Below are 21961 nucleotides of genomic sequence, written 5' to 3'. Positions count from 1 at the left end.
GTGTCCATCCCCACCTCCAGCATCGAGCAGGTCATCCCGGGCCAGGGCGCGATGGCCCAGCCGGCGAAGAAGGCCCGGCGCAACAGCTTCCGGTTCGTCGCCAACAAGAAGGCGGCCACCGGCCTGATCATCCTCGGCATCTACCTGCTGCTGGCGATCATCGGACCGTGGATCGCCCCGTACGAGCCGGGCGCCCGCGGTGACCAGCTGGTCGCGCCGCCGTCGGCGGACCACTGGCTGGGCACCACCCACCTGGGTCAGGACGTGTGGAGCCAGATCCTGGTCGGCACCCGCAGCGTGATGTTCGTCGGCTTCTTCGCCGGGATCGTCGCCACCGTGCTGTCGGTGCTGGTCGGCGTGACCGCCGGTTATGTCGGCGGCAAGACCGACGAGACCCTGTCGGTGTTCTCCAACGTCTTCCTGGTGATCCCGGCACTGCCGCTGATCATCATCATCACCTCGGTCCTGGAGAACGCCGAGGACTGGCTGATCGCGCTGGTCATCGGCCTCACCTCGTGGTCCTGGAACGCCCGGGTGCTGCGCGCGCAGACACTGTCGCTGCGCCGCCGGGACTTCGTCGAGGCGTCCCGGGCCACCGGTGAGAAGACCTGGCGGATCATCGGCTTCGAACTGCTGCCGAACCTGACCGCGGTGATCGCCTCCGGCTTCGTCGGCACGGTCATCTTCGCCGTGCTCTCCGAGATCACCCTGGCCTTCATCGGCGTCACCTCGAACACCACCTGGAACTGGGGCACCATCCTGTTCTGGGCCCAGGGTCAGCAGGCCCTCGCGCAGAACGCCTGGTGGTGGTTCGTGCCGGCCGGTCTGGCGATCGCCCTGCTCGGCACCGCCCTCTCGCTGATCAACTTCGGTATCGACGAGTTCGTCAGCCCCCGCCTGCGCAGTGCCGGAAAGACCAGGATCAAGACCGCCTCCGGTCGTACGGTCCGGATGCGCATCGGTTTCACCCCGGTCCTGGCAGCCACGCCTGTCGTCAAGACCCCGGTTCTGGCAGCCACGCCTGTCATCGAGAAGGAGACAGTCGAGTGAGCGAGCCCGTCCTCGAGATCAAGAACCTGAACGTCGACTACGGGCTCGGCGACCAGGCGGTGCACGCGATCCGCGACGTCAGCCTCACCCTGCACCGCGGCGAGGTGCTCGGCCTGGCCGGCGAGAGCGGTTCCGGCAAGTCCACCCTCGCCTACGGCCTGACCCGGCTGCTCCCCCCGCCCGGCGTGATCACCGGCGGTTCGGTGGTCTACCACCCGGAGAAGGGCGAGGCGTACGACGTCCTCGGCCTCTCCGACCGGCAGCTGCGCGCCTTCCGCTGGGCCGAGACGGCGATCGTGTTCCAGGGCGCGATGAACTCGCTCAACCCGGTCCACAAGATCTCCACCCAGCTCACCGACGTGCTCCGGGCGCACGAGCCGAAGATGAGCGAGCAGAGCCGCAACGCCCGCGCCCGGGAGATGCTCAAGCTGGTCGGCATCTCCGCGGACCGGATGGACGCCTACCCGCACCAGCTCTCCGGCGGTATGCGTCAGCGCGTGATGATCGGCATGGCGCTGATCCTGCAGCCGCAGGTGGTCATCATGGACGAGCCGACCACCGCGCTCGACGTGGTGATGCAGCGGCAGATCCTGGGCCAGCTGATCGAGCTGCGGGAACGGCTCGGTTTCTCGGTCATCTTCATCACCCACGACCTGTCACTGCTGGTCGAGTTCTCCAACCGGATCGCGATCATGTACGGCGGCCGGATCGTCGAGGAGGCCCCGGCGTCGGCCATCTACCGGGACCCTCTCCACCCGTACAGCAAGGGTCTGCTCGGCTCTTTCCCGGCCTTGCGCGGGCCGCGCCGTGAGCTGGCCGGCATCCCCGGCTCCCCGCCCGACCTGAAGGGCATGCCGAGCGGGTGCTCGTTCCACCCGCGGTGCCCGAAGGCGTTCGAGCCCTGCGACTCCAAGATCCCGGTGCTCACCCCGCACGGGGACCGGTCGGCGGCGTGCTGGCTGGTGGAGAGCTGATGGACTTCATCTGGGGCGCCGCCACCTCGGCCTATCAGATCGAGGGGGCGGCCTTCGAGGACGGCCGGACCGCGTCGATCTGGGACACCTTCGCCCGGGACGTGGTCGGTGAGACCGGGGACGTGGCCTGCGACCACTACCACCGGATGCCGTCCGACGTGCAGTTGATCAAGAGTCTCGGGGTGAACGCCTACCGGTTCTCGGTCTCCTGGACGCGGGTGCAGCCGGGTGGGCGGGGGCCGGCCAACGTCAAGGGACTCGACTTCTACGACCGGCTGGTGGACGAGCTGCTGGCCAACGGGATCGATCCGTGGCTGACGCTCTACCACTGGGATCTGCCGCAGGAGCTGGAGGACGCCGGTGGCTGGCCGGTGCGGGACACCGCGTACCGGTTCGCGGATCTCTCCTCTCTGGTCATCGATCGCCTGGCGGATCGGGTACAGAACTTCTCGACCGTCAACGAGCCGTGGTGTGTGGCGTACCTCGGTTATGAGCACGGGGTCTTCGCCCCTGGCCGCCGTGACTTCAAGGCGGCCCTGGACTCGACGCATCACCTGCTGCTCGCGCACGGGCTGGCGGCCGCTCAGCTCCGGGAACGGGGCCGGACGGTGAGCATTCCGCTGAACATCGGCACCGCCACACCCGCCTCCGACGATCCGCTCGACGTGGCGGCCGCCTGGCGGGCCGACGGCAACGTGGCCCGGATCTTCCTGGACCCGCTGCGGCACGGCCGCTACCCGGCCGACGTGGTCGAGGACCTGGCCGGCCGGGGCTACACGCTGCCGGTCCAGGACGGCGACATGGAGATCATCGCGACGCCGATCGACCTGCTCGGAGTCAACTTCTACTTCGGGCAGGACTTCGCCGGGCGCGACCTGGACGGCAACACTCTCGACGCCTCCGGGCGGCCGGTGGTCCGGGAGATCAAACCGGACGTGCCGCAGACCGACCTGGGCTGGCCGATCACCCCGGACCGGTTCACCACCCTGCTGCTGCGCCTGCACCACGACTACGGCTGGCCGCTCGTGGTCACCGAGAACGGCGCGGTCTTCCCCGACCAGCCGGACGCCGACGACTTCGTCGAGGACACCGAGCGGGTGGCGTACCTGTCCGCCCACATCGACGCGGTCGGCGCGGCCCGGGCCCAGGGCGCCGACGTGCGCGGTTACTTCGCCTGGTCACTGATGGACAATTTCGAGTGGGCCGAGGGTTACGCGAAGCGATTCGGCCTGGTCCGCGTCGATTATCAGACCCAATTGCGTACGCCTAAACGGAGTGCGCTCTGGTTCCGGGATCGCATAACGTCCGCTCCATGACCGACTACCTCGATCTGAACCGGGCCAACTGGAACGACCGCGCGCAGGCGCACTCCGCCTCGCCGGACTACCGCGTCGAAGAGTTCGTGCGGGATCCGTCGTACCTCAGCCAGGTGGTCCGGTTCGATCAACCCCGGCTCGGCTCCGTCACCGGGCTGCGCGGGGTGCACCTCCAGTGCCACATCGGCACCGACACCCTCTCCCTGGCCCGGCTCGGCGCCACCATGACCGGGCTGGACTTCTCCCCCGCCGCACTGGAGCAGGCCCGCGCCCTCGCCGCCCGGACCGGCGCCGCCGTCGACTTCGTGGAGAGCGACGTCTACTCCGCCCGAGCCGTGCTCGACGGCGAGTTCGACCTGGTCTACACCGGTGTCGGCGCGCTGTGCTGGCTGCCCGACGTCAAACGCTGGGCGCGGACCGTGGCCTCGCTGCTGGCGCCCGGCGGCCGGCTCTTCATCCGGGAGGGCCACCCGGTGCTGTGGGCCCTCGACTACGACCGCACCGACGGGCTGCTCTCGATCACCGAGCCCTACTTCGAGACGTCAGAGCCCCAGGTGTACGACGAAGCCTTCACCTATGTGGCCACCGACCACGAGTTCACCCACACCGTGACCCATGAGTGGAACCACGGCATCGGCGAGATCGTCACCGCCGTTCTCGAGGCGGGTCTCGTGCTGACCGGCCTGGAGGAGCATCAGAGCGTCCCGTGGAACGCGATCAACGGGCGGATGCGAGCCATCGGCGACGGCGAGTTCCAGCTCGCCGACCGGCCTGAGCGGCTGCCACACACGTACACGCTCCAGGCGGTCCGGCCCGCCGTTTAGTGATCGCCTCCGCCGGGGTATGAGCAGCTCATCCCCCGACTTTGGAGGCTCTCAATGCGTATCGGTGCGGTTCTCATCGTGATCTGGCTGGTTCTCGGCGCCACCGCCGCCTACCAGCGCGGCTATTTCTCCGACACGGACGACGCCAGTTGCGCGGAAGCCGGGACGGTCATCGTCACCACCGTCGCCGGCCCGCTCAACTGGATGGGCGTCAACCCGAAGATCGACTGCTCGGTCCCGGAGCCGAGCAAGTAAGGGTCATCGCAACAGTCCACGCTCGTCGATGTGCCGGGTGGGCTCGCCGAAGAACAGCTCCGGATCGGCCGAGCCCACCGCGATGTTCAACGTGTCCTGCCGGTAACCGCCCTCGTTCAGCGGCCCCGACATCCGGTAGTTCACCTGCCACCGCAGCCACTCGCCCGGGCCCAGCCACACGGCCGGCGGGCGGCGCGGCCGGGACGGGGCGCCGTGCCGGGCGAGGAGCAACTCCACCCGAACCCCCTTGTCCGCCCGGACCAGCCGCAGACCGGACCGGGTCAGACCCGGCTCCCGCTCCGGCGGCTCCGCGCCGACCGTCTCCACCGGCTCGAAATCGTTACGTTCGGTGATCTTCACCTCGTGCACCCCGCCGCGCCGGGGCGACGGCAGCCGGAAACCCTGCGGCACCGAACTCCGGAGCGCGGCCCCCCTGCCGCCGCGCGAGATCCTGGTCCACTCGGTAGTCACCCACTGCGTCACGACATCCACCGCTCCCCCTTTCCCGCACGCACCATCCTGGCTGGTCGGGGGCGCGGAAGCACGGATTATTCACGTGCTGGACACCAGTTGCCCGGCGGCGCGCCGAATCCGGTTCAGGTATTGATCTGGAGCGCGCTCCAGGTTCTACGGTCGAAGACGTCAGAGCCGGCACGGGAGGGGAACACCATGGAACTGCGGGACTTCGGGCGCCTCGGTCAGATCAGCGCGCTGACTCTCGGTGGCGGTGGCATCGCCGGGGTGTGGGGTGGCACCGACCGCGCCGAAGCCGTCGCGACCGTCCACGCGGCACTCGACGCCGGGATCACCATGCTGGACCTGGCCCCCAGTTACGGCTCCGACTTCGAGTCCGAAGTGGCCGTAGCCGAAGCGCTCTCTTCTTCTTCCCCCGAGGTGATGATCACCAGCAAAGTGCAGTTGCCGGACGACGACGGGCGTGACTTCGCCGCCCGGATCCGCCGCAGCCTGCACGACAGCCTCACCCGGCTCGGCCGCAGCCACCTCGACGTGCTCCTGCTGCACACCCAGTTCCGGCAGCCCGGAACCGTGCTGCCCGGAACCGTCGAATCGGGCGCCTACCGCGACGAGATCGCGCCCGAGTTCGAGCGGCTCCGCGACGAGGGCCTGATCCGGGCGTGGGGCATCAGCGCGGTCGGCGATCCGGCGGTGGTTCTGGAGACCTTCCAGCAGGCGCCCGCGCCGGACGTCGCCCAGATCGTGGTCAACGCCCTCGACCAGAACGGCGACATGTGGATCCACGGCGACAGCGCCCAGCCCGGCAACGCCGCACTGCTCAGCGCCGCGCAGGCCGCGTCGGTCAACGTGATCGCCATCCGCGCGGTGGCCGCCGGATCCCTGACCAGCGCCCTGGACCGCTCGGTGCCGGCCACCCATCCGGCGGCCGTGGACTTCGCCCGTGCCGAACCGTTCCGCAAACTGGCCGCCGAACTCGGTGAGTCACCGGCCGCCCTGGCCCACCGCTACGCCCTGTCGGTCCCCGGCGTCGCCACCGTCGTGCTGGGCGTCAAGAACCGTGTCGAACTGGCCGAATGCCTGGACGCCGAGGCGCGCGGCCCACTCTCCCCGGACGAGACGGCCGCCGTGATCGCCCTCCGCTGACCCGTCCTCCGCTGACCGGCCGGTCTCCGGACCGCGACGGGGGCGGGTCAGCGGAGGGCCTCAGCCCTCGCCCGGTCCGGCTCTTGGCGGTCCGTCGCCGGGGCGGTCAGCTCGCCCAGGGCGGGGTGAGGCTCGTGCCGTCCGGCATGGTCGCCGCGAAACCGGCGCTGGTGGTCACCCAGGCCGAGGCGGTGACCGGCCCGTCGTTGCCCGCCCGGAACTCGCTGCCGGCCGGCACCACCAGCACGTCCCCGGCCGCGACCCGCCCGGCGACCCCGTCCAGGCTGAACGACAGCTCACCGGCCAGCACCATCAGCACCTCGTCGCGCCCCACCCGGTGTGCCGACCCGGTCACCCCGCTCGCGATCTCCACCCGCCAGGCGCAGAGCTCCCGGCTGCCGGTGGACGGTGACGCGAACGCGTGGAAGACCACCCCGTCCAGCCGGTGCGCCACCGCCTGGGATTCACGGAACACCGTCATGTCCCCTCCTCAACTAGTCAATCTGCTTGACCAAATAGTCAAGCAGATTGACCGTCATGTCAAACTGGTCCGGTGCACGATGATCTCCAGGACCTCCCGGTACTCCTGCTCAGCGCGGCCCGCGCCCTGGTCGACGGCATCGACGCCGGAGTCCGCGAGGCGGGCTTCACCGACGTCCGCCCCGCCCACGGATACGCCTTCGCCCGCCTCTCCGGCACCGGCGCGACGGTCACCGAACTCGCCGAGCACCTGGAGATCACCAAACAGGCGGCCAGCCAGATGGCCGAGGAGCTGATCGGAAAGGGCTACGTGAAGCGCACCCCGCACCCCACCGACGCCCGCGCCCGCCTCCTGGTTTTGACCGAAAAAGGTCACGCCTGCACCCGGGCGGCCGACGACGCGGCAGCCGCGGCGCTGAGCCCGCTGGCCCGCTCACTGACCCCGGCCGAGGCCCGGTCCCTCCGCTCGGCCCTGCGCCACCTGGCCACCCCGGGCCGCATCCGCCCACTCTGGTGATCCGGCCGGCCGCACGATCGGCAGCCGGTTACCGGCTCTACGACACCGCCGGGGCTGCCCCCGCCGAGTCGGCCCGCGCGCTCCGGGAGCTGGGCCTCCCATCGGGCGACGTGTTCCGGATACTCGACGGCCGCGCCACGATCGCCGAGGTGGCCGCCACGCATGTGGCCGCCCTGGATACCCGGACCCGTTCACTGAAGGCCAGCCGGGCCGCGCTGTCCGTCGACCACCCGAGGTCCAGCGATCGCTGCAGGCTGGCGGCAGCGGGCTCTTCGGGCGCCGGAACGACGCGGCGAGTCCGCTGTGTTCATATCGAGGAAGCTCGACGCTTGACCGAGAGCATCTCGCTTGGCACGCTCGGTAGCAGTCGAGCGCGGGGGTGCATCACCGGTGTCCTCGGTGGAGTGGCGTCCACGGGTGAAGCCCGAACACGGCCTGTTCCGCATGCCGGACGGGCGGGTCCGGATCGGCGGCTCGGTGTACGGGGTGGCCGCTGAGGTCGACGACCCGCGAGGCCTGGTGTGGACGATGCTGTCCGCCGCCGCCGGGCCGCCTTCCCAGCTCAGCCCACGGGAACAGCAGCGGTACGACCGCGGCCGACAGTTCCACCGGTGGCTGGACATGCGCCGGCGCGACAACTCCTGGGAACCCCAGCTACGACTGAAACAGGCCCGGGTGACGGTGCTCGGCCTGGGTGGCACCGGCGGGACCGTAGCCCTGGCCCTGGCCGCCTCCGGAGTCGGCCGGATCCACTGCGTGGACGCCGACGTCGTCGAGCTGTCCAACCTCAACCGGCAGACCCAGTTCGACGAGACCGACATCGGCCGGCCCAAGGCGGACGTCACCGCCGGGCGGCTTCGGCGGCTCAACTCCGACATCGAGGTCACCAGCGAGCGGCTGACCGTCACCGAGCCGGCCCAACTGCCCGCCCTGGTCCGACGACCGGTAGCAACCCCAGCGGTAACTGACCACTGACGACGACGGCCGGCCGCCGGGCCGGCCGCCGTCCGGACTCGGAAGATGACTCGCAATGCAGAGCCCCCGGATCGCCGCCCTCCTCGACGACCCCGCGCCGGACGCCGTCGACCGTTTCTGGGCCGAGATCACCAGAACCGGAACACCTCTGATCGAGCCGTACGCCGACGGCAGGCACCTGGTCACCTTCCTGTGGCGGGGCGAGGCGACCGCCGTCCGGGCCTGGTTCAACATCGACATTCCGCTGGTACGGCTACCCGGGACCGATCTCTGGCACGGCTCCGGGGTGTTCCCGTCCGACCTGCGAACCATCTACTGCCTGGTGCACGACGGCGCCGAACAGGTGCCGCAATCCAGGACCGACACCTATCCCGCCACCATCGACCAGGCCAACCCGCGGGTCTTCCATCTGCCGGCCGACCCCGACGATCCGACCGACGCCGATACCTGGTGCTCAGTCCTGGAGCTCCCGGACGCCCCGCCCGTCACCTGGACCGGCCTGCGCCCGCACACCCCCGCCGGCCGGCTCGACGATCGCACCCTGCCCAGCCTGGCCCTGAGGACGAACGTCCGGGTGACCGCCTACCTTCCGCCCGGCATCGACCCCGCCGGGCTGCCGGTGCTCGTCGTCTTCGATGGTTATCCGGCCCAGACGATGATGCGGATTCCCACTGTCCTGGACAATCTGATCGCCGGGCACCGGATCCCCCCGATGGCGGCCTTGTTCGTCCGCGGCCGCGATGAGCACCGCAACCGGGACCTGACCCCCGGCCGGCCGATGGAACGCCTGGTCGCCGACGAGTTGCTGCCCTGGGCACAGAAGACCTGGCGGATCGGCTCCCCCGGCGGCAACCTGATCGCCGGGATGTCCCGCGGTGGCCTGGTCGCGGCCCATCTGGGTCTGCGCCGCCCTGACCTGTTCCAGGCAGCGATCGCCCACTCCGGCAGCTTCTGGTGGCCGTCCCCCGATGCCGGGACACCCGCACGCCTGGTCCGCGAGGTAGCCCGCACCTCCCCCAGCAACGTCCACTTCTTCCTGGACGTCGGCTTCCTGGAGACGATGACCGGCCCCGGCGGCGCTCCCTCGCAGCTGACCGCCTGCCGCCGGATGCGCGACGCCCTCACCGACCGGGGCTTCCGGGTGACGTACCAGGAATTCCAGGGCGGCCACGACTACGTCAACTGGCGCGACAACTTCGCCGGCGCCCTGATCGCCACCACAGCTTCGGCGGTCGGCTCGCCCAGGGCGGGATGACGGCGCAACGCGGGAAGTGATCTGAGGAATCCGTCCCGCCGGCCACCAAGGACCGGCGGGACGACGATTCTCAGTCGCGTTCGATCAAATGCCCGATGAGCTGCGGTCCCATGATGACCGCGTTGCCGGAGCCGTCGCGGCGGGCGTCGGGCTCGGGGAGTTCGACCGGGTCGCCGGTCTCCGAGGCGCCGACCGGGCGGGGGCCGACCCAGGCGATGGTCAGCCGGCTCTCGCCCTTCAGGAAGCGCTGGACCCGGACGCCACCGGTGGCGCGGCCCTTCGCCGGGTAGGACGCGAACGGCGAGACCTTGACCTGGGTGCCGGTGGAGGTGACGACCATCGGGGCACCGTGCTCGTCATCGGTGGTGGCGACCGCGTTGAAGGAGATCACCTCGGCGTCGGCGGCCAGGTTGACGCCGGCCATGCCGCCACCCTTCAGGCCCTGTGGTCGCACCAGCTTGGCCGGGAAGCGCAGCAGGTTGGCGTCCGACGTGACGAAGACGAGGGCCTCCGCGCCGTCGGTGAGCCAGGTGGCCTGCAGCACCTCGTCACCCTCCTTGAGAGTGATCACCTCGAACTCGTCGGAGCGGACCGGCCACTCCGGCGCGCACACCTTGACGATGCCCTGCTTGGTGCCGAGCGCGAGGCCCGGCGACTCGCCGTTGGTGAGCGGCGCCATGCCGACGACCCGCTCGCCCTTCTGCAACGGGACCAGCTCGGACGCGGACATGCCACCGCGCAGCGAGACGGTGCCGGACTGCTCGGGCAGCACCGGCAGGGTGAGCACGTCGGTCTTGAACGCCCGGCCCAGGTTGGTGACCAGCAGGATCCGGCCGCGGGCGGTGGAGTGGATGACGGCGCGGACCGCGTCGTGCTTGGTGCGGCCGCTGCGGCTGCCGCCCTCGGTGGACTCCTCGCTCTCGGCGGCGGTCCGGGCGATCAGGCCACCGGCCGAGAGGATCACCTGACAGGGGTCGTCGGCGACCTCCAGCGGGCCGGCCGGCACCGAGGCGGCCAGCACCTCCTTCAGGTCACCGTCGATGAGGGTGGTGCGGCGGGCGGCGCCGAACTGCTTGGTGACCGCGGCCAGCTCGTCGGAGACGACCTTCTTGAGGACGGCCTCGTCGTCGAGGATCCGGGAGAGCTCGGCGATCTCACTGCGCAGCCGGTCCTGTTCGGCCTCCAGCTCGATCCGGTCGAACCGGGTGAGCCGCCGCAGCGGGGTGTCCAGGATGTAGGTGGCCTGGATGTCGGAGAGCCCGAACTCGGTCATCAGGCCGTCCTTGGCGGCGGCCGCGTCGTCGCTGGCGCGGATCAGCGCCACCACCCGGTCGATGTCGATCAGGGCGATGAGCAGGCCGTCGACCAGGTGCAGGCGGTCCTCACGCTTGGTGCGGCGATACATGGTGCGGCGGGTGACCACGTCGTACCGGTGTTGCACGAAGACTTCGAGGAGGGCCTTCAGGCCGAGGGTCCGCGGCTGGCCGTCGACCAGGACCAGGTTGTTGATGCCGAACGAGCTCTCCAGGGGGGTCAGCCGGTAGAGGTCGGCGAGCAGGGCCTGCGGGTTGACGCCGACCTTGCACTCGATGACCAGGCGGGTGCCGTGCTCGCGGTCGGTGAGGTCCTTGACGTCGGCGATGCCGGTCAGGCGGGCGGCCTGGCGCTGGCCACGACGCGGGCCGGAAGTGATCACCTTGCCCTTCACCTCGTCGGTGATCGCCTCGATGATCTTCTCGGAGCCGATGCCGTACGGCAGCTCGGTGATCGTGATGGCCTGGCGCCCACGACCGCCCTCCAGCAGACCGGTCTCGGCACGGGCCCGGACCCGGACCACACCGCGGCCCGTCTCGTACGCCCGGCGCACCTCGTCCAGGCCGAGCAGCTGGCCTCCGGTCGGCAGGTCCGGGCCGGGGACGTATTTCATCAGGTCGTCGAGGCTGGCCCCGGGCTTGCGGATCAGGAACCGGGCGGCGGCCACCACCTCGCCCAGGTTGTGCGGGATCATGTTGGTCGCCATCCCGACCGCGATCCCGGACGTGCCGTTGACCAGCAGGTTGGGGAAGGCCGCGGGCAGCACCTTGGGCTCGGACTCGGAGCCGTCGTAGGTGGGCTTGAAGTCGACGGTGCCCTCGCCCAGCTCGCCGACCAGCAGCATCGCCTCGCGGGACATCCGGGCCTCGGTGTACCGCGCGGCGGCCGGGCCGTCGTCGGGCGAGCCGAAGTTGCCGTGGCCGTCGATCAGCGGGGTGTTCAGCGAGAAGTCCTGGGCGAGCCGGACCAGGGCGTCGTAGATCGCCACGTCGCCGTGCGGGTGGTACTTACCCATCACGTCGCCGACCACGCGAGCGGATTTCACATACGGCCGGTCCGGGCGCTGTCCCTGCTCGGACATCGACCAGAGGATCCGGCGGTGCACCGGTTTCAGTCCGTCGCGGGCGTCGGGCAGGGCTCGGGAGTGGATGACCGAATACGCGTACTCCAGATAGGAGTCCTCGACCTCGGTGGTCAGCGGGTTGTCGATGACGCGGGCGCCGGCCTGGTCGAACGCGGACAGGTCGACGCGCTTGTCGTTCTTACGGCGTGCCATGGGTCGCGGGCCTCTCAGGCGTCGATGGTCTCTTGGTCGATCCGGCCGGCAGCCTCGATCAACCAGTTCTTCCGGGGCTCCACACGCTCACCCATCAGCAGTTCGAGGGTGGCTTCGGCGCGTTCGGCGTCCTCGATGGTGATCCGCCGGACGGTCCGCTCGGCGGGGTTCATCGTGGTGTCCCACAGCTCGTCGGCGTCCATCTCACCGAGACCCTTGAACCGGGGCACCGGCTTCTGCACCTGCCTGCCGCCGCGCTCCAGCCGGCCGACGGTGCTCTCCATCTCCTGCTGGGTGTAGGTGTAGATGGTCTCGGCGTTGCGGCCCTTGGTGACCACCTTGTGCAGCGGCGGCATCGCGGCGAACAGGCGCCCGGCCTCGATCACCGGCCGCATGTACTTCGCGAAGAGCGTGATCAGCAGGGTCCGGATGTGCGAGCCGTCGACGTCGGCGTCCGCCATGATCATGACCCGGCCGTACCGCATCTGGCCGATGTCGAAGGTGCGGCCCGAACCGGCGCCGAGCACCTGGACGATCGCCGAGCACTCGGCGTTGTCCAGGACCTGCTGGAGACTCGCCTTCTGCACGTTGAGGATCTTGCCGCGGATCGGCAGCAACGCCTGGTACTCCGACGAGCGGGCCATCCGGGCGGTGCCGAGCGCCGAGTCACCCTCGACGATGAACAGCTCGGAGCGGTCGATGCCGATCGCCCGGCAGTCCACCAGTTTCGCCGGCATCGACGCCCCCTCCAGGGCGGTCTTGCGGCGGGCGGCGTCCTTCTGCTGCTTCTGGGTGAGACGGACGCGTGCCGCGTCCACCACCTTCTGCAGGACGGTGCGGGCCTCGGTCTTGGTCTTCCGGTCGTCGATCCAATTCTTGACGTACGCCTCCACCAGGCCCTGCATCACCCGGGTGACACCGGCCGTGGACAGCTCGTCCTTGGTCTGCGAGGTGAACTGCGGCTCCGGCACCCGCACGTGGATGACCGCGGTCATGCCCTCCAGGAAGTCGTCCAGGACGGGCGGCTCCTCCTTGGGCTTGAGCAGCCCGCGGGTGTTGCGGATGGCGTCGGTCATGGACCGCACCAGGGCCCGCTCGAAGCCCTTGCGGTGGGTGCCGCCGTGCATGTTGCGGATCGTGTTGGTGAAGCACTCGACGTTGCGCTCGTAGCCGGTCCCCCAGCGGAAGGCCACCTCGACCTGCGCGTGCCGGACCACGTTCGACTGCATCACGCCGTTGGCGTCGGCGGCGTTCTCCTTGTAGGTGCCCTCGCCGGTGACCAGGAGCATGCCGGAGACCGGCTTGTCCGAGGCCGGGCTGAGGAAGTCGACCATGTCGGAGAGGCCGTTGGGGTAGTGGAAGGTCTCGGTGGCGGGCTCCTCGGCGGTCGCGTCGAAGAGGGTGTACTGCACGCCGGGGACCAGGAACGCGGTGTTGCGCAGCTTGGTGCGGACCGCTTCGACGTCGAGCCGGGCACCGGTCTCGAAGTAGCGGGCGTCGTACCAGTAACGGATCGAGGTGCCGCTCGGCTCGCCGCGTTTCATCCGGCGGGCCACCCGCAGACCGGGCTCGCGGGTGAAGGCGGCGTCCGGGCCGGGGCCGTCGAAGACGCCGGGCACACCACGCTGGAACGAGATCTCGTGGACCTTGCCGGCCCGCTTGACGGTCACGTCGAAGCGCAGCGCCAGCGCGTTGACCGCGGAGGCGCCGACACCGTGCAGGCCACCGGACGCCTTGTAACCGGAGCCGCCGAACTTGCCGCCCGCGTGCAGCCGGGTGAGCACCAGCTCGACACCGCTCAGCCCGGACTTGGCGTGCACGTCGGTGGGGATGCCCCGGCCGTCGTCGTCGACCTGCACCGAGCCGTCGGCGTGCAGGATCACCGCGATGCTGGTGGCGTGCCCGCCGACACCCTCGTCGGTGCAGTTGTCGATGATCTCGTTGGCGAGGTGGTTGATGCCCCTGCTGTCGGTGGAGCCGATGTACATGCCCGGGCGTTTACGGACAGCGTCCAGCCCTTCGAGGTGCGTGAGGTCGTCAGCCCCGTACAAGGTCTCTGGTTGCGCGGTCACGACGCGGCACTCCCGATCGGCCATGGTGGTCAAGGACGGCGCGAGCCTACCCGGCCCCTCCGACACTTCTGCCCCAGGCGAGGCAGGTCTAGACCAGTCCGTGGCCGAAAAGGGGATGATCAACGCGAAAAAGTGCGTTACACCACACCAGCCAACGGCGCGGTCTGCGGCTGGAGCGCTCGCCAGAGGTCCAGCGGACAGGCCTTGCCCGGAACCGACACCGGAGGCAGTTCCTGATAGGCGATGAGCTCGTCGGTCACCTCCCGGGTCGCCGAGCAGACCACCACGGTGCCGTGCGGCGCGTACGCCTGGAGACGGGACGCCGTGCTCACCACGCTGCCACTGATCATCCCGTATCCGCCGTCGAAGGCCGCCATCGGGTCGACGATCACCTCACCGGTGGCCAGACCGACACGTGTCCGGACGGGGAACCTGCCGGCGAGGAGTCGCCCCCTCAACGTCTCCTGCACCGACAGGCCCGCCCGCACCGCGGAGGCCGCCGCTTCCGGCCGGAAGCCGTCCTCCGCGGCACCGAACACCGCCATCACCGCGTCGCCCACGTACTTCTCGACGATCCCCCCGCACGCCCGGACCACCTCGGACACCGCCGAGAAGTAGTCCCTCTGCAGCGCGCGGACCTCCGCGCAGTCCAGCCGGTCCACCAGAGCGGTGAAGCCGACGATGTCGATGAACAGCACGGTTACGGTCTGTCGCCGCTCCTGAACGGCGCTGATGACGGTGCTCATGTCTTCGCTCCCCCAGATCAATGCGTTGACCGGGAGTACGGTGCCAGCCCTCCCCGGCACGCGGATCCGCAGAACGACGTATCTCTGACAGCATCGAATTCCGTCGTTCTTGTGACGCAGAACAGTCCGAACCGACGACATAGTGATAGGCGGATACGGATTAGGCTGCCGGACATGGCCAGCATGGGGGACGAAGGACCGCTTGTCGGGCGTACCGGCACGCTGGCCGACATGCAGTCCTACCTGCGCAACGTCGGGACCGGCGGCACCTCCGCCGTGTTCGTGACCGGCGAGAGCGGTGTCGGCAAGAGCCGGCTGCTGCGGGAGACCGCCGACGCGCTGCGCGGCGGTGGCTTCGCCGTGCTCTTCGGCACCTGCCTCGACATCGGAGACGCGTCGCCGCTGCACCCGGTGCTGCAGGCGCTGCGCCGGCACGACGACAGCCGTCCGTCCACCACCGCCGACGACGCCGGCGCCCTGCTCGAACGGGTGTCCCGGGACCTGCGCGCGATCGCCGGCGATCAGCAGCTGCTGCTCGTGCTCGACGATCTGCAGTGGGCCGACCGCAGCACCCGGCAGCTGCTGCTCTATCTGCTGGCCGGGCTCGGCGACGTGCGGGTGTCGGTGCTCGCCGCGATCCGGGCCGAGGCCCTGCACGGCACCCACCCGCTGCGCCGGGTGCTGGCCGAGCTGCGCCGGCTGCGGTCGGTGCGGGTGGTCGACCTGGCGCCGCTCAACCAGGACCAGACCCACGAGCTGGTGGCCGCGATCGTCGGCCGGACACCGGCCGTCGAGGACGCCGACCGGGTCTTCAAACGCAGTGGTGGCAACCCGTTCGTGGTCGAGGAGCTGTCCCGGGACCTGCGCGACGGCCGGATCGAGCTGTCCGACACGCTGCGCGAGATCTTCCTGTCCCGGGTGGACGAGCTGCCGCCGAACGCCCACACCGTGGTGCACGCCATCGCCGCCGGGGTCGAGCCGATCCACCACTCGGTGCTGGCCCGGGTGGTCCCGCTGGCCGAGGACCAGCTCATCGAAGCGGTTCGGGCCGCGGTCACGCACCGTTTCGTGGCCAGCGACGGCGACGGGTACAAACTGCGCCACCGGCTGGTCGCCGAGGTCCTGGAGCAGGAGGTGCTGCCGGCCGAGGCGGCGTCCCTGCACCGGCGGTACGCCGAGGCCCTGGAGTCGTTCGAGGGCGAGCCGGACAACGCCCGCCTGGCCCACCACTGGCAGCGGGCCGGAGAGCCGGGCCGGGCCCTGGACCCGGTGGTCGCGGCGGCCCGGGCGGCCGAGCGGATGTACGGGTTCGCCGAGGCCCACCGCTACTGGACCATCGCGTTGCAGCTGTCCGCCGAGACCGACCCGCGGCGCTCCGAGCTGCTGGGCAACGCCGCCGAGTCGGCACACCACTGTGGCGAGCACCTGCTGGCCCTGGCCCGGCTGGAGGAGCTGGCCGGGCGGCCGGACGCCCCGGGCCAGTCCGACGTGCACCTGCGCCGTGCCCGGTACCTGGCCGCCGCCGGGCGTTCGGCGACCGCCGAGATCGAGTACCAGCGCGCCCTGGAGGCGCCCGACTGCACCCCGCGCCGGCGCGCCTCGGCCGCCGCGTACCTGGCCGAGTTGCTGTTGCACCTGGGCCGGTACGCGGACGCCAACCAGCACGCCCGGGAGGCCCTGGAGCTGGCCGCGGTCAACGGGGCCACCACCGACCTGGTCCGGGCCAGTGCCGCGCTCGGGTTCAGCGCCGCCTTCCGCGAGGATCCGGACGCCGGCCTCGCCGTGATCCGGCACGCCGTGGAGATCGCCGAGCGCTCCGGTCACCCGGACGACCTGGGCGTCGCCTACCTGCACCTGGCCGAGCTGCTCACCGGCCCGCTGAACAGCATCGAGGAGGGGGTCCTGGTGGCCCGCCGGGGCGCCGGCCGGCTGGCCGAGCGCGGGGTCGGCCGGACCTACCAGACCCGGCTGCTGGCGATCGCCGCCAAGGGGCTGTTCCGGATCGGGCAGTGGTCCGAGGCGTACGCGGTGCTGGAGACCGCGATGCGGCACCGGCCCTCCGGCGCCGACGCGGTCGAGCTGCTGCTGGCCCGCTCCCAGCTCTGGGTCGGGTTCGGCGAGGTCGACCACGCCCGCCGGGACCTGGACGCGGTCGCCACCCTGCTGGCCGGCGGCGGGGCCCGGCACGTGCTGCCGATGCTCACCCTGCGGGCCGGGCTGGCCATGTGGCAGGGCGAGCACGCCGCCGCGCGGGCCGCCGTCCAGCGTGGTGTCACCGAGACCCGCTCCGACGACCTGGTCCTCCTCGGCGTCCTGGCCTGGCACGGGCTGCGCGCCGAGGCGCAGGCCCACGTGGCCGCCCAGCCCACCGACCAGGGCGCCATCCGGCGTCTGCGGACGGTGATGGATCGCCTGGTCAAGGGTGTGGTGGACGCCCCGCCCGCGGTGCGCGCGGTGGTCGACGGCTACCTCGACCTGTGCACCGCCGAGCTGAGCCGGATCGAGGACCGGCACGATCCCGAGCCGTGGGCGCGGGCAGCCGCGATCTGGGACCGGCGGCAGCAGCCCTACCCGGCCGCCTATGCCCGGCTGCGGCACGCCGAGGCGTCGCTGCAGCGCCGGGTCCGCCGGACGGCCGCGGTCAACGGGCTCCGCCAGGCGTACGCCACGGCGCTCGCGATGGGCGCCCGGCCGTTCGCCAACGAGATCATCGGGATCGCCCAGCGGTTCCGGGTCACTCTCGGCGACGACGCGCAGACCACCGTCGCCGGGACCGCCGTGGAGCGGGCCGCCGACGAGCTGTCCGCGCTGACCGGGCGCGAGCGGGAGGTGCTCGCCGCGGTGGCCGACGGCCTGACCAACCGGGAGATCGGTGAGCTGCTGTTCATCAGCGAGCGGACGGTCGGCGTCCATCTGGGGCACATCTTCGACAAATTGCAGGTCCGAACCCGCGTGCAGGCCAGTCGCGTCTTCCTGACAGCAGCCTGACCAGGAGTTCGTTATCTCCCCGTGACATACGTATGCGGAATACGTAGTTCTACCGATCCCACAGCGGATCCCCCGTGGAAATGTGTCCCCCACGGGGGAGCACCGGCCCGGTTCCCTCGAGGAGCCGGGCCGGTGCTGGGGGCCCTCCGCTGCCTTTGCTTCACCCACGGAGGATCCGATGACCCAGCCCATCTGGGGCCCCGTTCAGCAGGAGATGTCCGATATCCTGCAACGGCACCCCGACGACGTACCCGGAGTGGTCGAACAGCTCGCTGAACTCCAGGCAGTCCTCTGCCGCGTGCCACCGTTGCTCGATAGCAACCCACTGGCCGACTTCAACAAGCTCTACCTGACGATCACCGAGAACGTGCTGGAGCGTCTCTACGCCGGCAAGTTCAAGGACCCGGCATTCCTCTCCCGGCTCGACGTCGAATTCGCGGCCCGCTACTTCGACGCTCTGCGCTACTGGACCGAGGGCAGCCCCGCGTGCCCCGGCGTCTGGGCCGGACTGTTCTGCCGGATTCCCGGCCCCGACGCCCGGCCACTGCCCTCGGCGGTCGCCGGCGTCAACGCGCACATCAACTTCGACCTGCCGTTCGCCCTCGTCACCACCTTCGACCACCTGGGCAGTGACCCGATCGACGGCAGCGACCAGCACCACGACTACCTCCAGGTCAACGACATCTTCGCCGAGGAGATCCCGGGGCTGCGCCGCGGCTATCTGGACCGCTGGCAGCTTCTCATCGACACGATGAACGGCGACCTGGACGACTGGTGGCAGGGCGAGATGGTGGAGTACACCCGCAACGTCGCCTGGCGTAACGCACAGAAGATCTGGGCCGTCCGGCACGACATGATCACTCTGGACAAGGAGCGCCGCCGCCTCGACAACACCGCCACCGGCCTCGGCAAACTGCTGCTGTCGCCGTTCGGCGGTTTTCTTCAGTGACGGACCCCTGCCCGGCGCCGCGTCCGGCTCCGGGCAGGGGTGATCAGCCGACGAGGATCAGGCGGGCCTTCGTGGTCTCGCCGTCGCGGATCCCGCCGACACCGACCTTCGCGCCGAGGCGGATCACGTCCCGGCCGGTCTCCTCACGCTGCTCGACCACACGCGCCTTGTCGCCGTAGGTTCAGGACAACGCGAAACCGTCAGCGGAACGTACGGTGAAACCGTCAGCGGACGCCGCGGTCACCTCGCCCCGCTGCACGACCACGGTGTGCATCTGGTCGTCCCGGTCCTGCACCACCACCTCGCCGTGCAGGGCGTCGCGCCGCAACAGTTTGCGCACCAGCCTCGGCCGGACGCCCGGTTCGGCGGCCTCGGTCCCGGCTTCGGTTTCGTCGGCGCGGTAGCCGACCGCCTGAAGAGCGACACTCTCGGCGCCGGCGGTGCCGGTGGCCGCGGCCGGCCCGCCACAACCGGTGAGTGCGAGGGTCGCGGCCAGAGAGAACATCAACCACTGGGGTGTACGGGTCATGACAGCGATGCTGGCCGCCGGACGATCGGGCCCGGTCAGGGTCGTGTTCGAGTTCGGTAAAGCCGGCCCGTCCACAGGGGTCAGTGGCGGGGGAGGCGGATGGTGAACATGGCGCCGCCCTCGGGGGCGTGGGCGGCGGTGATGCGGCCGTCCAGGCGGGTGACCAGGCGGGCGGCCAGAGCCAGGCCCAGTCCGCTGCCGACGTCGCGGACACCCCGGTAGCGGCGGTTCAACTCGCCGCGCTGGAACACCACCAGCAGGTCGTCATCGGTGAAACCGGGACCGCCGTCGCGGATCTCGAGGACCCCGGCCGTGTTCTCGGAACGGACCGCCAGGACCAGCGGGGCGCCGGCCGGGAGCACCCGCAGCGCGTTCTCGCACAGGTTGTCGAGCACCTGGCGGATCCGGCCCGGATCGGTGTCGACCGGCACCGGAATCCGGTCCACCTCGTCGTCCCGGGCGGTCAGGAGGATCACCGGAACCCAGTCGCCGGCGGCCCGCAACCGGCGGCAGATCTCGGTGCCGTCCAGGCCGGGCAGCGCGATGTCCAGGACACACGCCACCGGCCGCAACCGGCGGGCGGCGGCCAGACCGGACGGGCCGTCCCGCTCCACCTGGACCCCGAAACCCTCCCGGGCCAGGTACAGCCGCACCAGGTCGGCGATCGGCCGCTCGTCCTCCACCACGAGGACCAGGCCCCGGGCCGGCGCATCCGTCACCGCCCCATCATGCCGTCCGGGTGACACGGGGAATGTTCGGGAAACGTAAGACACGACCGGGTGACGTGTGCGCGTCGCACCGGACCGGACGAACGGCCCGGATCTTCCCGGCTGAGCAGTAACCGGCCATAAGTGGGCACGCTCCCAAAAAAGTACTGGAAGCGCTTTCGCAACATGCTATAAAGGCGACAACGCCCAGCGGCCGGGCGTTCTCGTGAGACGTGACACCAGTGCCCGGCGCCGTGCGAACACGCCCGGCCCTCCGTCCTCACGATCGTGAGCCGGGCGAGGCGTCGCACACGGGGGGATGCCTCGCCCCTTCACGTCCAGCCGTTCCGGACCGTCCTGTTCCCGGGACCGCTTCCGGTGACCGGCGCATTCGCCCGGCGGTCGCCGGACGGTCCGGTGCGGCGCCCACCTCGCGGGGCCGCCACAGCGCTCTGATTACGCGTACCGGAAAAGGGTGTGATTTTCGGGGTGGCCCGGGAATGGTGAAAGCATGGCCTACCTGAATCCGTCGGGTGAGTTCACCCGTGACCAGCGGTACATCGCCACCCGGATCACCGCGAACGGCGGTGACGGTTTCCCGGTCGAAGCCGGGCGTTATCGGCTGGTGGTGAGCCGGGCCTGCCCGTGGGCCAATCGGGCGATCATCGTGCGCCGGCTGCTCGGCCTGGAGAACGCGCTGTCGATGGGTGTCGCCGGCCCCACCCACGACGAGCGGAGCTGGACGTTCGACCTGGATCCGGGCGGGCGCGATCCGGTTCTCGGCATCGAGCGGTTGCAGGAGGCGTTCCTGGCCCGGTTCCCGGACTACGACAAGGGCATCACCGTTCCGGCGATCGTCGACGTGCCCACCGGAAAGGTCGTCACCAACGATTTCGCGCAGATCACCATCGATCTGTCCCTGGAGTGGACGGCATTCCACCGGGACGGCGCGCCGGAACTCTATCCGGAACGGCTGCGCGGGCCGATCGACGAGGTGAACGAGGCGGTCTTCGCGGATGTGAACAACGGCGTGTACCGGGCCGGGTTCGCCGGCACCCAGGAAGCCTACGAGAAGGCGTACACCCGGTTGTTCGACCGTCTCGACCAGCTTTCCGAACGCCTGTCCGGGCAGCGCTACCTGGTCGGCGACCAGATCACCGAGGCCGATGTCCGGCTGTTCACCACACTGGCCCGCTTCGATGCCGTCTATCACGGCCATTTCAAATGCAACAGGCAGAAGCTGACCGAGATGCCGGTGCTGTGGGCGTACGCGCGCGACCTGTTCCAGACCCCCGGCTTCGGCGACACCATCGACTTCGATCACATCAAACGGCACTACTACGAGGTGCACCGCGACATCAACCCTAGCGGCGTCGTCCCGTCCGGCCCGGACCTGAGCGCCTGGCTGACCCCCCACGGCCGCGAGGACCTGGGCGGCCGCCCGTTCGGCGACGGCACGCCCCCTCCCCCGCCCCCACCCGCGGAAACCGTCCCGGAAAGCCACCGGGCGGCATGACGGTCAGCCGGCACAGATCCGATCCACCAGACGCCACATGCCCGAACTGGGGTTGGCCCCGGACGGCGATCCGTCACCTCGGTGTTTGTCATCCAGGTCCCGAGCGCGCCGGGTGGCTTCCGCATGCCTGAGGGCCAAAGCATCGAGGGCGGTGTCGTCGAGCACCTTGCCCGCGCCGAGATGGACACGGGAGAGCCGCTGAGCGCTATACCGATCGAGATAGGCGGTCCGGTTCGTGAAGTGCAGCAGGAACCACAGCTCGACGCAGGGATTCGAAACCGCCAGATTGATCCGGTTCTTCTCCGCGAGGCTTATCGCTTTCCCGAGATTCGGGTGCTCATCGACGTCGAAGACGCACCAGATCTCGTCGTAGGGTTTTCCCCGCCCTCGCTTGGCGTCCCGTTCATCACGTCTCTTCGCCGAAACAGCGTTCTCCACCAATTGCAGCGGGCCACCACGAAACGGGTCGATCGTGACAAGGACCCGGTCACGATGCCGACGGGCCCAGTAGGTCAGGTGGCGTTCTTCGGTCTCGCGGCCCTCCACAAAGGCCAGGATCTCGTGCCGCCGGGCGTTGGTGGTCACCGGCCGGACCGGA

At 70.2% G+C, this 21961-nt stretch carries 20 protein-coding genes; 12 read left to right on the top strand and 8 right to left on the bottom strand.

The genetic code is table 11. The features are described from left to right. From ACQ0O7_RS02195 to ACQ0O7_RS02175, 5 genes are read left to right on the top strand one after another with little or no spacing between them, the layout of a single operon-like run. Positions 1–1050 carry an ABC transporter permease gene (locus ACQ0O7_RS02195; RefSeq protein WP_430780023.1) on the top strand — a complete coding sequence of 350 codons (1050 nt, stop codon included), beginning with the start codon at positions 1–3 and terminating at the stop codon, positions 1048–1050. Beyond that, the gene (locus ACQ0O7_RS02190) at positions 1047–2024 is read left to right on the top strand and encodes an ABC transporter ATP-binding protein (RefSeq protein WP_430780022.1); all 978 of its coding nucleotides are present in this window, start codon (positions 1047–1049) and stop codon (positions 2022–2024) included. Before ACQ0O7_RS02195 ends, ACQ0O7_RS02190 begins: the two co-directional genes overlap by 4 nt. Next, positions 2024–3340, top strand: a complete 1317-nt coding sequence (locus tag ACQ0O7_RS02185; protein ID WP_430780021.1) for a GH1 family beta-glucosidase — start codon at positions 2024–2026, stop codon at positions 3338–3340. Before ACQ0O7_RS02190 ends, ACQ0O7_RS02185 begins: the two co-directional genes overlap by 1 nt. Next, positions 3337–4164: a class I SAM-dependent methyltransferase gene (locus ACQ0O7_RS02180; RefSeq protein WP_430780020.1), complete on the top strand. Its 828-nt coding sequence runs from the start codon at positions 3337–3339 to the stop codon at positions 4162–4164. Before ACQ0O7_RS02185 ends, ACQ0O7_RS02180 begins: the two co-directional genes overlap by 4 nt. Before the next feature lie 54 nt (positions 4165–4218). Beyond that, positions 4219–4419 (top strand): hypothetical protein, encoded by a 201-nt coding sequence (locus ACQ0O7_RS02175; protein ID WP_430780019.1) that lies wholly within the window; start codon positions 4219–4221, stop codon positions 4417–4419. Between the two features lie 3 nt (positions 4420–4422). Here the strand turns inward: ACQ0O7_RS02175 and ACQ0O7_RS02170 are convergent, their stop codons facing one another. Continuing rightward, complete coding sequence (locus ACQ0O7_RS02170) at positions 4423–4902, bottom strand: hypothetical protein (RefSeq protein ID WP_430780018.1); 480 nt, start codon at positions 4900–4902, stop codon at positions 4423–4425. A gap of 186 nt (positions 4903–5088) precedes the next feature. Here ACQ0O7_RS02170 and ACQ0O7_RS02165 point away from each other — a divergent pair, with 186 nt between their 5' ends. Then, positions 5089–6039, top strand: coding sequence for an aldo/keto reductase (locus ACQ0O7_RS02165; protein ID WP_430780017.1), 951 nt, complete (start codon positions 5089–5091; stop codon positions 6037–6039). Between the two features lie 106 nt (positions 6040–6145). On the opposite strand, the gene ACQ0O7_RS02160 is transcribed toward ACQ0O7_RS02165, so the two are convergent. Then, positions 6146–6520 carry a cupin domain-containing protein gene (locus tag ACQ0O7_RS02160; protein WP_430780016.1) on the bottom strand — a complete coding sequence of 125 codons (375 nt, stop codon included), beginning with the start codon at positions 6518–6520 and terminating at the stop codon, positions 6146–6148. A 72-nt stretch (positions 6521–6592) separates the two neighbouring features. Here ACQ0O7_RS02160 and ACQ0O7_RS02155 point away from each other — a divergent pair, with 72 nt between their 5' ends. The 3 genes from ACQ0O7_RS02155 to ACQ0O7_RS02145 all read left to right on the top strand — a co-directional run bounded on the left by ACQ0O7_RS02155 (position 6593) and on the right by ACQ0O7_RS02145 (position 9266). Beyond that, positions 6593–7036 (top strand): MarR family winged helix-turn-helix transcriptional regulator, encoded by a 444-nt coding sequence (locus ACQ0O7_RS02155; protein ID WP_430780015.1) that lies wholly within the window; start codon positions 6593–6595, stop codon positions 7034–7036. 417 nt (positions 7037–7453) lie between these two features. After that, positions 7454–8011 carry a HesA/MoeB/ThiF family protein gene (locus ACQ0O7_RS02150; RefSeq protein WP_430780014.1) on the top strand — a complete coding sequence of 186 codons (558 nt, stop codon included), beginning with the start codon at positions 7454–7456 and terminating at the stop codon, positions 8009–8011. A gap of 55 nt (positions 8012–8066) precedes the next feature. After that, positions 8067–9266 (top strand): alpha/beta hydrolase, encoded by a 1200-nt coding sequence (locus tag ACQ0O7_RS02145; protein ID WP_430780013.1) that lies wholly within the window; start codon positions 8067–8069, stop codon positions 9264–9266. Positions 9267–9336: 70 nt separating this feature from the next. Here the strand turns inward: ACQ0O7_RS02145 and ACQ0O7_RS02140 are convergent, their stop codons facing one another. The 3 genes from ACQ0O7_RS02140 to ACQ0O7_RS02130 all read right to left on the bottom strand — a co-directional run bounded on the left by ACQ0O7_RS02140 (position 9337) and on the right by ACQ0O7_RS02130 (position 14674). Further along, positions 9337–11856 (bottom strand): DNA gyrase/topoisomerase IV subunit A, encoded by a 2520-nt coding sequence (locus tag ACQ0O7_RS02140; protein WP_430780012.1) that lies wholly within the window; start codon positions 11854–11856, stop codon positions 9337–9339. 14 nt (positions 11857–11870) lie between these two features. After that, entirely contained in the window at positions 11871–13952 is a 2082-nt protein-coding gene (locus ACQ0O7_RS02135) for a DNA gyrase/topoisomerase IV subunit B (protein WP_430780323.1), read from the bottom strand. A 113-nt stretch (positions 13953–14065) separates the two neighbouring features. Then, positions 14066–14674 carry an adenylate/guanylate cyclase domain-containing protein gene (locus tag ACQ0O7_RS02130; RefSeq protein WP_430780011.1) on the bottom strand — a complete coding sequence of 203 codons (609 nt, stop codon included), beginning with the start codon at positions 14672–14674 and terminating at the stop codon, positions 14066–14068. 174 nt (positions 14675–14848) lie between these two features. Between ACQ0O7_RS02130 and ACQ0O7_RS02125 the strand changes: the two genes are divergently transcribed. Further along, the gene (locus ACQ0O7_RS02125; RefSeq protein ID WP_430780010.1) at positions 14849–17662 is read left to right on the top strand and encodes a helix-turn-helix transcriptional regulator; all 2814 of its coding nucleotides are present in this window, start codon (positions 14849–14851) and stop codon (positions 17660–17662) included. 178 nt (positions 17663–17840) lie between these two features. Further along, positions 17841–18611, top strand: coding sequence for a DUF5995 family protein (locus ACQ0O7_RS02120; RefSeq protein WP_430780009.1), 771 nt, complete (start codon positions 17841–17843; stop codon positions 18609–18611). Positions 18612–18792: 181 nt separating this feature from the next. Here the strand turns inward: ACQ0O7_RS02120 and ACQ0O7_RS02115 are convergent, their stop codons facing one another. Both ACQ0O7_RS02115 and ACQ0O7_RS02110 read right to left on the bottom strand, forming a co-directional pair. Beyond that, a complete protein-coding gene (locus ACQ0O7_RS02115; RefSeq protein ID WP_430780008.1) occupies positions 18793–19140 on the bottom strand; it encodes a hypothetical protein in 348 nt (115 codons plus the stop codon). A gap of 80 nt (positions 19141–19220) precedes the next feature. After that, entirely contained in the window at positions 19221–19859 is a 639-nt protein-coding gene (locus ACQ0O7_RS02110) for an ATP-binding response regulator (protein WP_430780007.1), read from the bottom strand. A gap of 499 nt (positions 19860–20358) precedes the next feature. Here ACQ0O7_RS02110 and ACQ0O7_RS02105 point away from each other — a divergent pair, with 499 nt between their 5' ends. Then, complete coding sequence (locus ACQ0O7_RS02105; protein WP_430780006.1) at positions 20359–21363, top strand: glutathione S-transferase family protein; 1005 nt, start codon at positions 20359–20361, stop codon at positions 21361–21363. Positions 21364–21366: 3 nt separating this feature from the next. Here the strand turns inward: ACQ0O7_RS02105 and ACQ0O7_RS02100 are convergent, their stop codons facing one another. Then, a complete protein-coding gene (locus ACQ0O7_RS02100; RefSeq protein WP_430780005.1) occupies positions 21367–21948 on the bottom strand; it encodes an RloB family protein in 582 nt (193 codons plus the stop codon). Between the last annotated feature and the right edge of the window lie 13 nt (positions 21949–21961).

Source organism: Actinoplanes sp. G11-F43, assembly GCF_050589265.1.
Taxonomy (GTDB): Bacteria; Actinomycetota; Actinomycetes; order Mycobacteriales; family Micromonosporaceae; genus Actinoplanes.
This window is presented reverse-complemented; position numbering and strand designations above follow the sequence as displayed.

Coding starts and splice junctions, on each gene's coding strand:
- ACQ0O7_RS02160 (WP_430780016.1), bottom strand. CDS start 6,520: ATGACGGTGTTCCGTGAATCCCAGGCGGTGGCGCACCGGCTGGACGGG.
- ACQ0O7_RS02185 (WP_430780021.1), top strand. CDS start 2,024: ATGGACTTCATCTGGGGCGCCGCCACCTCGGCCTATCAGATCGAGGGG.
- ACQ0O7_RS02140 (WP_430780012.1), bottom strand. CDS start 11,856: ATGGCACGCCGTAAGAACGACAAGCGCGTCGACCTGTCCGCGTTCGAC.
- ACQ0O7_RS02105 (WP_430780006.1), top strand. CDS start 20,359: ATGGCCTACCTGAATCCGTCGGGTGAGTTCACCCGTGACCAGCGGTAC.
- ACQ0O7_RS02125 (WP_430780010.1), top strand. CDS start 14,849: ATGGCCAGCATGGGGGACGAAGGACCGCTTGTCGGGCGTACCGGCACG.
- ACQ0O7_RS02180 (WP_430780020.1), top strand. CDS start 3,337: ATGACCGACTACCTCGATCTGAACCGGGCCAACTGGAACGACCGCGCG.
- ACQ0O7_RS02165 (WP_430780017.1), top strand. CDS start 5,089: ATGGAACTGCGGGACTTCGGGCGCCTCGGTCAGATCAGCGCGCTGACT.
- ACQ0O7_RS02175 (WP_430780019.1), top strand. CDS start 4,219: ATGCGTATCGGTGCGGTTCTCATCGTGATCTGGCTGGTTCTCGGCGCC.
- ACQ0O7_RS02130 (WP_430780011.1), bottom strand. CDS start 14,674: ATGAGCACCGTCATCAGCGCCGTTCAGGAGCGGCGACAGACCGTAACC.
- ACQ0O7_RS02135 (WP_430780323.1), bottom strand. CDS start 13,952: ATGGCCGATCGGGAGTGCCGCGTCGTGACCGCGCAACCAGAGACCTTG.
- ACQ0O7_RS02145 (WP_430780013.1), top strand. CDS start 8,067: ATGCAGAGCCCCCGGATCGCCGCCCTCCTCGACGACCCCGCGCCGGAC.
- ACQ0O7_RS02115 (WP_430780008.1), bottom strand. CDS start 19,140: ATGACCCGTACACCCCAGTGGTTGATGTTCTCTCTGGCCGCGACCCTC.
- ACQ0O7_RS02120 (WP_430780009.1), top strand. CDS start 17,841: ATGACCCAGCCCATCTGGGGCCCCGTTCAGCAGGAGATGTCCGATATC.